Raw genomic sequence first — 9,866 nt, 5'->3', positions numbered from 1 at the left:
GACTATGGACTTGGAGTCCATAGTGGTTCATTAAAATGGTTCAAATCTCGGATTTCAGGGAATATTTTTTATAAATTTAGAAGTGGATTAGAAGCTTAACGTAAAGAGCCCGTATTTTCTACGGGCTCTACGGCTAATTCAAATTGTGTGAACTAAAAAAATTACTGAATTAATGCATATTCAAAAGAGGGATATCCACGCGTTCCGTTCTCATCAAGAAGGGAAGTAAACTTTAATTTATAAAGGTTACCAGCGGAATCTTTTATTACAAAATAAACATTCTCTTTAAGGGAAGGCAGCGTGCCTGGTCCTCCACCGTTTCTCCAGTTGCTTCCAATAGCCCGCTGGTCTTCTTCAAACAATGTGGCGTCTACACCTTCAGAATTGAAGTCAGCATAAGCAACACTTTCATTTTCTACCTGGTAGGCTTCAACACCATCAAGTCGATTGGTTACTATATAATCGGCATAACCATAAGAACCAGCCCCAGTTATTTCATTGGTGAATACTGTAAATAAGAGGTCCCATTCTCCCTGGGCTGGTTGTGCCATCACTTCTTCTTCATTTTTAAGGCTGAAATACTGGAAATTATAGGCTGCATCTTTGGTAATAGTCACTTCTGTATGAGCATCGGAATCTAATGGGGCATATTGTAAAGTATAACCGTTTTCAGACTGTAAAATTCTTATTTTCATCCATCCCCTTGGATCATCTGTAATATCTACAGATCCGGCGTCCGGATCTTCAGTTCCTACTTCAGAACCTAAGTTTAACAGGTATACTTTATTTTCTGAATCTTCAGCAGAAATTTCACTAATCGCGGTTTTGCTAAGATCCCCTTCGGGACTGTCTATATAGGCGGTATTCGTGGGGTCAAAAGTACCTACTGCAACTGTGGTTTGAAGCTCGGCAACATCTTCTTCGGTTACAGCATCAATATCGATGGCATCAAGTTCGGCGGCAGCCATATAAAGGGATCCGTTGATTATTACTCGAAACTCATCACCGCTGTAAAACCCAAGGTCCCATGAATCCCGTGAAACTGCAGTTTGGTTCTGGGCACTCAAATCTACATAAACCTGATTGGGCTGGTTTGGACCACCTACTTCGGGCGCCATTGTTCCCCCAAGAGCAGCAGTTTCTTCAAAAGATACTAGTATGGAAGTGGTTCCGCCAGCAAGTCCATTCTCCAGACTTACCGATTGTATTTGAAATGTGATGGATTTTTCATTTCCTTCAATGGCATCTTTTAATTTCCTAAAGCTAAAACTTGCTCCTTCGTCACCTTCGGAAAAATCAACTATTATTTCATTTTCCATGGCGTTGGGAGTGGTCACAAAATCTTCATCTTGCCCGTAAACAACATTGGTAGGTGTAAAACCGATAGTTACAGTTCCATCATGAGGTGCAGTGGTGGAAAATTCAAGATTGACGTCTTTAGTATCTTCTTCAGCGGAAAAACTGAGCGAAGGATTTTCAAAAGCGACTACAAAATCTTCCTGTACTGCGGCATCATCGTCTGAACTACATGCTCCCAAGACTAATGCTGAAACTGCAGCAAATAATAAGTAAAAAGTTTTTTTCATAATTGATTGATTAAAAATTAAGGTTGTATAAAAGTTTTAAAAAATAAGACCTCCCGTATCCTAGCAATACACTATTATCGGGAGAAATTGAATGTACTCCGTCACCGCTGGCATTGGTATTTGTGACATTGGTGACATCTAAAATATTCCTGGCACCCAGGCTAACCTCCAGGCTTCTCTCCAGAAATGTTTTCTTAAGCGTGGCATCCATCCAGCTGTAAGCGCCCCGCTTTCCTTTTATAAAGACAACATCGCCGTCTTCGTTTTGGCTCTGTATAAACTGATACTCTGGGCCATTATGTTTGAAAAAGACTGAGAATATCGAGTTCCACTTCGGAATAGAATAAGATAAATTCCCGTTAAGCTGAAGCCCGTAGAGGTAATCGTCGTTATAATCTGTTTGGCTAAGCAGCTCTTTACGCTCTCCCGAAAAAGAAATTCCCGCCCCAAGGCTAAAATTCTTCATGGAAATATTTGAAGTATAGGACAAGCCCCAATTTTTGAAACTGTCTATATTCAGGTATTTATAGGCAAGCGGACTTTGATTTACGATACTCAGCTCTATACGGTCATCTACGGAAAGAAACCATCCCGAAAATTTATTGTTCATCTTTAAGTTGTAGTCATCAAACCAAAAAGTCTTTTTCAGGTGGAGGAAAGCTGAATTTCCACGTTCAGGGTTGACATCAGGATTTCCCTGGACGTCATGATTTACATCTACGAAATAGGTATACAATTCATCATAATTGGGATTTCTGGGAGCACTTCCTAGATTTGCCCTTAATGAATATCCATTCCCAAACCTGTAAACTGAACTCAGCGTATAAGAACCCTGAGGTTCAAATTTAGAGGAGAACATGATTCGGTATCCGGGACGAAAAGAGAATTTTTTACTTATTTCGAATTCTGCGGAAGTAAATAGCTCATAAGACTCAAGTCTTCTTTCAATATTGTCTGAATTATAATCCCCTGCCAGGGAAGACGAATAACCGTTGATGTTACTTAATTCATATCCCAGCTGGGAGCTAAACCTATCCTTTTTAAACAGGTTATTTAGGGTTCCCCTGGAATAAAGTCCCTGGCGGGATTCATATTCAAAATTCTGCTTATTTAGCTCTTCCCTAGTTTTGATTTGATAGATATAGGTTTCTACGTTTCGCTTTTGCTGCTGATACGAAAAGGAAGCTTGATAATTGGCATTTTTGAAGACTCTTCCGCTAAGGCTAAGATGATGGTAAAAACGTTCAGAAAAGAATTCTTCATCACTCGCCGTGGGATTGGTAGTTTGAGTGGAAGAATTTAAATTTGTTCGAACCTCTGGATTATACTTTTTTGTGTGCTCATCGAAATATTCAAACCGATAAAAAGCTGTAAAACCATCATTATGATATCGGAAGAGCGTTTTAGCATTATTCTGTAATTTCGGCAGCCATTGGTAGCCTCTTTTTCCGTCATTCAACTGATAGTTTCTTCCTTCTCTTTCCCCAAATAATCCTGCGAAATCATTACGGGTATAGGTGGCATTCGCATAAAACTTATCGCTGAAATTATGACCAATTCTCATCGACTGAATATGCCGTCCCTTATCAAAAAGTCCATATTCATTACCAATCGTTTCTTCCTGAATATATGGGGTAATTTGCCATTTGTAATCTGATTCTTTTTTAGTGATAATATTGATAATTCCGGAAACGGCATTAGAGCCATACTGAACGCCCATCGCTCCTTCCACAATCTCTACCTGCTCAATATCATCAAGATTTATCTGTGTTAAATCGGTATTATTCCCTAACCCTTCATCATTAATTAAGGGAATTCCGTCTAGCAGGATTTTAAAATATTGAGAATCCAGTCCGAAAAGTTCTACCCCGCTTTTCCCGGTAGAAGGATTCGGTATTATATTAATGTTGAGGCTTTGATTCAGAACATCTGAAAGATTATTTGCGGCCAGTTGATCTATAGTTTTTCTTGTAATCACCTTCACTTCAAAAACCGATTTATCAACACTTTGTTTATCATACTGGCCGGTAACCACCACTTCTTCTAATTTATTAATGCTAAGGCTGTCCTTAGTTTGTTGGGCCGAGACTATAATTACACTCAGAAAATAGAATAGGAAAAAATAGGGTTTCAATTTTTAATTTTTATTTAGACTTATTATGAATAGACGACAAATATATACATAATTCTTATTTAGAATAAATAAAAATAATTATTTTTGGATCGAACTTTAATTTTAAACCAATGATGAAAAAAATCTACACCCTGTTTGTAATGCTAACGATTACAGCAATAGTAAGCGCTCAGGAGAAAAAACAAAAGGACGCAGAAGCCATTAAAAAGATGTGCGGCTGCTACGAAGTAAGTTTTAATTTCGCCGAAACTTTTAATTATTCAGAAGATTCGCTTTATAAACCTTCCGTTCAAAAGGTCACCGGAGGATTAGAATGGGCTCAGCTTGTAACTGATGAAAATGACAAGATTTCTATTCAGCATTTATTACAGGTTGGAAATCCAGCAGATCCTCATATTGTAAAACACTGGAGACAGGACTGGCTTTATGAAAATGAAGAATTTTATCTATATGATGGAGATAATAATTGGGAGTATGTAGAAAAACCTGAAGTACAGGGACAATGGACGCAGAAAGTATATCAGGTAGATGATAGTCCGCGCTACGAAGGTTCCGCCAGTTGGGTGCATGTAGATGGAAAAAGTTACTGGGAAAATACCACGCCAGCACCACTACCAAGACGGGAATATACTACCAGGAGTGATTATAATGTGACCATTAGAGGGAACCGCCATGAAATTACCCCGTTTGGATGGGTTCATGACCAGGATAATAAAAAAGTAATCAGAAAAGAGGGCCAAGAAGATTTCGTGCTTGCTGAAGAAAAAGGCTATAACGTTTATAAAAAAGTAGATGATAGCCGTTGCCAGGCTGCAGCTGAATGGTGGAAAGAAAATGAACAAAAATGGGCGATGGTTCGTGACAAATGGGAGGACGTTTTCGAACGTGGCGAAGATCTTGTACTTAAGGAAAAGGTGAATAATGCTCCTCTTTACAAATATCTTTTTGAGGACGAATATAGTTCAGAAGATAAGATCAATGAGGTGATCAATTCATTTGTAAAATAAATAAAGATGAAATACTTAAAAAATACTTTTCTTTTGGTAATTCTAATATTTGCCATAAGTGTAAATGCTCAGGATAATATTCTTTTAGACCGTACTTTTTGGAAAGAACAACCCAATCTGGCAACGGTTCAGCAAAAAGTGAAAGAAGGCTATGATCCTACGGAATTAAATGAAAACGCTTTTGATCCTGTTGTTTATGCGTTGCTTGAAAATGGCAAGGAAGAGGTGATAGATTACCTGCTGTCCCGGGAAGGAAACGGAGTAGAGAAGCGAACCCATGACGGTAGAACTTATATTTTCTGGGCTGCTTATGGAGACGATGTGAAAACGATGAATAAACTGCTTGAAAAAGGAGCAAAACTGGATGCTAAAGATACCCACGGGAATACTCCGCTTACCTTTGCTGCATCAACCGGACAGACCAATACACAGATTTATGAGCTCTTTGAAGAATATGGTGCTACTATTTCTCACGAAACCAACGAATCTGGTGCAAACGCGCTGTTGCTTATAGCTCCTTACGTGAAAAATATTTCAGAATTGAACTATTTTCTTTCCAAGGGTTTGGAACTTAATAGTAAAGATGAAGCAGGAAACGGGATCTTCAATTATGCCGCTAAAAATGGAAATATCAAATTGCTTCAGCAGTTAATAGAGAAAGGAGTTTCTTATAAAGAACCTAATAATGAAGGAGGAAATGCTTTTTTATTCGCTGCGCAGGGAACCCGCGGTCATAGCAATGCTATAGAAGTTTTTGAATTTCTAAAGAAACAAGGTCTAGATCCCGCAATTATTACCAATACAGAGCAAACTGCATTACATCGCATAGCTTATTCTTCAGATCGGGAAATTATTGATTTCTTTCTGAAAAATGGGGCAAGTGCTGAACAAAAAGATGAAGAAGGAAATACGCCATTTTTAAATGCTGCATCACAAAATTCATTTAAAAGTATTCAACTTTTGGCAAACCATGTAGATGATATAGACCATTCTAACAAGGAGGGCCAGACGGCCTTAATGCTGGCCGTGAAATACAACAATTCTGAAATAGTGGATTTTTTACTTGATAAAGGTGCAAATGCTAAGCTTACTGATAATCATGGCAATAATCCCGCATTCTATCTATTTACTTCTGGAGAGGTGAATGCTGATTTTCAGAAAAAAAAAAATTATTGCAAGAACATGATGTTGCTTTTAATGCTGGACAATCAGCTGGCAACAATCTCTATCATTTTGCTGTGGAAGCAAATGATCTAGATCTTCTCAAAGAACTCTCGGTATTTAATTTAGTAGACATCAATTCCAAAAATGAAGACGGCTTAACACCATTGCACCTGGCAGCGATGAAAACCGAAAATGACCAGATTCTGAAATATCTAATTTCTAGAGGGGCTGATGTTTCTATAACGACCGATTTTGAGGAGAGCGCTTACGATCTCGCAGCTGAGAATGAGATGCTTAAAAAAAATAATGTAGAATTAAACTTTTTAAAATAAAATGAAATCTGTTTTAAAATTCTTACCGCTGGCACTATTGATTCTTCTTGGAATAGTTGCCTTTACACAGCCAGAAACCACAAAGGTTAAATGCATGGTCCAATTGGTAAATTATTCTGGGGAAGGCGCTTATATCGTCACTTCCCTCATCAATCCTGAAGGGGAATATGAAAAGACGCTTTATGTTCAAGGTAAAGACAGCGAATGGTACAGTGACATTACTGAATGGTGGAAGTTTTATGGCAAATATCGATTGGATATTGATGCCATTACAGGAGAAACTATTGCGGGTGGTGAACGCAGCATCATTTTGCTGCAAATTCCTTCTGAAAAAATTGATGCAGGATATAGCATTAGGTTTGAAACCTCAGTAGAAGACAAAGCATATCATGAAAAAGATGTTCAGTTTGAGCTTACTTCAGAAAGTATTATAAGTAAAGTGGAAGGAAACGGTTTTATCCGTTACGTGCGGATGATGGCGCAATAAAGGGAAATATATGATCAGGTCTGTCTGGAGGTACAGCCATTTAATTCTGGCGGTAGTTTCTTCAATTTTTTTATTACTTGCCGCGGTTACAGGAGGGATACTTGCGATTGAACCCATTTCCAATGCCACGAAAAATTATAGTATAACAGGGTTGGATGAAATCCTGGTTAGTCAAACCATAGACCGGTTAAAATCGAATTATGACGAAGTCCTGGAACTGGAGGTCATTCCTTCGAATTATGTGATTGCCTCAGTTCTTACCAAAGATTTTGAAAATAAAACTATTTATATAGACCCAATAAATCTTTCAGAATTTGGGCCGGTAGAAGAGCGCTCTTCCTTCTTTAATTTCATTACCAACTTTCACCGGTCTCTTTTTCTTAAAAGCGCAGGTCGAATTTTTGTAGGGATCATTTCGTTTCTTTTGTGTTTGATAGCCGTTACAGGTTTACTATTACTGATAAAACGCCAGGGTGGATCGCTAAAACTTTTCCATAGAGTTAAAGAAACCAATTTTGAGCAGCGCTATCACGTGGTTTTAGGAAGGTGGTTTTTAGTGCCAATTATTATCATTTCGGCTACCGGGGTTTATCTTTCTGCCGAAAAATTTGAGTTGTTTCCCTCTTATTCGGTCAAACATAACCGGAATGAAATTGCTCAGGATGAATACGAACAAAAGGAAATTTCAGAATTTCCTGGTCTGAAAAATATAAGCTTAGATCAAGTTAGAAAGATCGTTTTTCCTTTTTCTGAAGATCTTGAAGATTTCTATCAGGTTCAATTGAATGACAGGGAGATGCTGATCCACCAGTTTAGCGGGAAAGTTGTGAGCGCGCAGAAATACCCTTTGGTGCAGTTGGGCTCGATACTCAGTATGAAATTGCATACCGGTGAAAGTAGTCCGGTTTGGGCATTTATACTGCTAATTTCCAGCGGCAGCATCCTGTTTTTTATGTATTCTGGTTTCGCCATGACTTTAAAATCCCTAAACCGGAAAAAAGCTACCACATTTGGATATGCACTTAGAGATGAAGCCGAATATATTGTTCTTGTGGGTTCGGAAACGGGAAATACGTTCGATTTTGCAAATCGTTTTTGTAAAAGCCTGAAAAGTCATGATAAACGCGTTCATCTTTCCAGTTTAAATGAATATGCTACTTATGAAAGGGCTCATAAAATGGTTATTTTTACGGCTACTTATGGCGATGGTGATGCCCCGGCTTCCGCAAATCATTTTTTGAAGAGATTTGAACAAATAAATCCGAAACATTTAATCGAATATACAGTTGTTGGTTTTGGTTCGATGCTCTATCCTAACTTTTGCAGTTATGCGGAAAATGTCCACGAAAAGCTAGATTTTCATCCCTCTTTCAAGCCGATGATGCAGCTTACGAAGATAAATGAACAATCTTTTGAGCAGTTTAGGGGCTGGGCCAATAACTGGGGAGCAAAAGCGGATATTCCAGTGCATCTTGAACTTCCGGATTCTAGTTTTACCAAGAAAAAAACTGAGGACTTAAAAGTTATTGATATCTCGAAATTAAATGTTGATAATACGTTTCTTTTAAAATTAAAACCTCAGAAAAAGATACAATTTCAATCCGGTGATCTGTTGGGTATTTGTCCTCCTGATGCACGCCGGGAACGGTTATATTCAATTGCTGAAATTGACAGATATATTTTGCTCAGCATTAAAAACCATGAGCTGGGAAAATGCTCCGGTTATCTTAGTTCATTGGAAAAAGGACAGATTATCCAGGGAAAGATTGAAAAAAATTTAAAATTTCATTTTCCGGTTACAGCACCATCCGTTATAATGATTTGCAACGGAACCGGAATAGCGCCCTACTTGGGAATGATTCAAAAAAACAACAATGCTAACATTCACTTATTCTGGGGAGGAAGGTATACTCAATCATTCGACCTGTACCAAACTTATGTTGATAATGCTTTAAAAGAAAGAAATATTCGAAGCTTGGAAATCGCTTTGTCCAGAGAAGGAGAGCAACACTATGTTCAGGATCTCCTTTTAGAAAAACAGGATTTTCTGGTTAGTTCTATAGAAAATGGAGCGGTTATAATGATCTGTGGATCTATTAGTATGCAAAACGGAGTCATGGAGGTCATTGGAAATCTACTCCAAAGTCGTTCTAACCTTAAAATGTCGGACCTTGAAATAAATGGACAACTAAAACTAGATTGTTACTAACTCATTTTTAGGAAACCAGATAATCAATCTATATATAAACTAAGGGATTAGCAAGAGGATAACACCCTAGGCGATGTTATAAATTTTTAATTCTTTCTTTTCAGATAGTTACGTTTACTGTAAAGATGATGCTGCCGTCAGTTTTTACTAAAAAACTCCTGAAACACCTTGAAACAGGTTTATTTTTTAGTGAAATTTGATTTTTAGATGAGGATTATGCTATTGTCCTTTCCACTTTCCTTCCATTGCATTTCAGGAAAAACGGTTCGTCCTATAGTCTTGGACACGAGCCAAGAACATTCCTAATATCCAAGAAATCGAAATATAGCCAATGCTTTTTTCAAAGCTGGTTATATCGAATCTTGGGGGCTAGGAATAAACAAACTCATTGATTCCTGTAAAGAGGTTGGGCTTGCCTAAACCAATTATCGAAGAAGAACAAGGCGGAATAAGTGTCACTTTTTTAAAGGATTTTTATACCGAAGATTACCTTAAAAAACAAAATCTTCCCTCCAGACAAATCAATGCTCTATTATACATTAAGGTGCATGGCTCTATAAGTAACACAGAATACCATAAACTCGAGAATATATCCAAAAGAACCGCTACCCGTAATTTACAGGAATTGATAGATAAAGATTTTATTGAAAGAAAAGGAACTACTGGTAAGGGAACTTCTTATGTATTTCGCTCCAAAAAAGTAATGGGGTCATAAATGGGCCAAAAGGCCACAAATTTGCTGATTACGAATAAATCCTTCATTATCATATATTTAGAAGACCCCATTAGTAATTATGCAGCTAACATCTCCGCCAAAAGCTTTAAGTCCTCTATTAATTGGTTCGAGTTTTGTACCGTAAGGGTCACTACAAGAATTAAAGCCTTCAAAGTCATTGATTTTGAAGGCTTTTTTGGTTTGATCTAGGAAAAATTAAGTTAATATTTAA

At 37.7% G+C, this 9,866-nt stretch carries 8 protein-coding genes; 6 read left to right on the top strand and 2 right to left on the bottom strand.

Annotation, left to right across the window (positions count from 1 at the left end; all coding sequences use genetic code 11):
* Positions 1-161: 161 nt before the first annotated feature.
* Positions 162-1,586 carry an HmuY family protein gene (locus RM539_RS19390; protein WP_311505080.1) on the bottom strand — a complete coding sequence of 475 codons (1,425 nt, stop codon included), beginning with the start codon at positions 1,584-1,586 and terminating at the stop codon, positions 162-164.
* Positions 1,587-1,596: 10 nt separating this feature from the next.
* Positions 1,597-3,720 carry a TonB-dependent receptor plug domain-containing protein gene (locus tag RM539_RS19385; protein ID WP_311505079.1) on the bottom strand — a complete coding sequence of 708 codons (2,124 nt, stop codon included), beginning with the start codon at positions 3,718-3,720 and terminating at the stop codon, positions 1,597-1,599.
* Between the two features lie 113 nt (positions 3,721-3,833).
* On the opposite strand from RM539_RS19385, the gene RM539_RS19380 reads away from it, so the two are divergent.
* The 6 genes from RM539_RS19380 to RM539_RS19355 all read left to right on the top strand — a co-directional run bounded on the left by RM539_RS19380 (position 3,834) and on the right by RM539_RS19355 (position 9,634).
* Positions 3,834-4,727, top strand: coding sequence for a DUF6607 family protein (locus RM539_RS19380; RefSeq protein ID WP_311505081.1), 894 nt, complete (start codon positions 3,834-3,836; stop codon positions 4,725-4,727).
* Positions 4,728-4,733: 6 nt separating this feature from the next.
* Positions 4,734-5,984, top strand: a complete 1,251-nt coding sequence (locus tag RM539_RS19375; RefSeq protein WP_311505078.1) for an ankyrin repeat domain-containing protein — start codon at positions 4,734-4,736, stop codon at positions 5,982-5,984.
* Positions 5,900-6,223: an ankyrin repeat domain-containing protein gene (locus tag RM539_RS19370; RefSeq protein ID WP_311505077.1), complete on the top strand. Its 324-nt coding sequence runs from the start codon at positions 5,900-5,902 to the stop codon at positions 6,221-6,223. Before RM539_RS19375 ends, RM539_RS19370 begins: the two co-directional genes overlap by 85 nt.
* Before the next feature lies 1 nt (position 6,224).
* Positions 6,225-6,710 carry a DUF2271 domain-containing protein gene (locus tag RM539_RS19365; RefSeq protein ID WP_311505076.1) on the top strand — a complete coding sequence of 162 codons (486 nt, stop codon included), beginning with the start codon at positions 6,225-6,227 and terminating at the stop codon, positions 6,708-6,710.
* 10 nt (positions 6,711-6,720) lie between these two features.
* The gene (locus tag RM539_RS19360) at positions 6,721-8,919 is read left to right on the top strand and encodes a PepSY domain-containing protein (protein WP_311505075.1); all 2,199 of its coding nucleotides are present in this window, start codon (positions 6,721-6,723) and stop codon (positions 8,917-8,919) included.
* A 412-nt stretch (positions 8,920-9,331) separates the two neighbouring features.
* Positions 9,332-9,634: a MarR family transcriptional regulator gene (locus tag RM539_RS19355; RefSeq protein WP_311505073.1), complete on the top strand. Its 303-nt coding sequence runs from the start codon at positions 9,332-9,334 to the stop codon at positions 9,632-9,634.
* Positions 9,635-9,866: the final 232 nt, after the last annotated feature.

This window comes from Autumnicola musiva (assembly GCF_031846585.1).
Lineage (GTDB): Bacteria > Bacteroidota > Bacteroidia > Flavobacteriales > Flavobacteriaceae > Autumnicola > Autumnicola musiva.
Note: the sequence above shows the minus strand (reverse complement) of the source record. Positions and strands in the feature narration are given on the sequence as shown.

Excerpts from the sequence above, each read along its gene's own strand:
- RM539_RS19365 (WP_311505076.1), top strand. The coding sequence starts at position 6,225 with ATGAAATCTGTTTTAAAATTCTTACCGCTGGCACTATTGATTCTTCTT.
- RM539_RS19360 (WP_311505075.1), top strand. The coding sequence starts at position 6,721 with ATGATCAGGTCTGTCTGGAGGTACAGCCATTTAATTCTGGCGGTAGTT.
- RM539_RS19390 (WP_311505080.1), bottom strand. The coding sequence starts at position 1,586 with ATGAAAAAAACTTTTTACTTATTATTTGCTGCAGTTTCAGCATTAGTC.
- RM539_RS19380 (WP_311505081.1), top strand. The coding sequence starts at position 3,834 with ATGAAAAAAATCTACACCCTGTTTGTAATGCTAACGATTACAGCAATA.
- RM539_RS19375 (WP_311505078.1), top strand. The coding sequence starts at position 4,734 with ATGAAATACTTAAAAAATACTTTTCTTTTGGTAATTCTAATATTTGCC.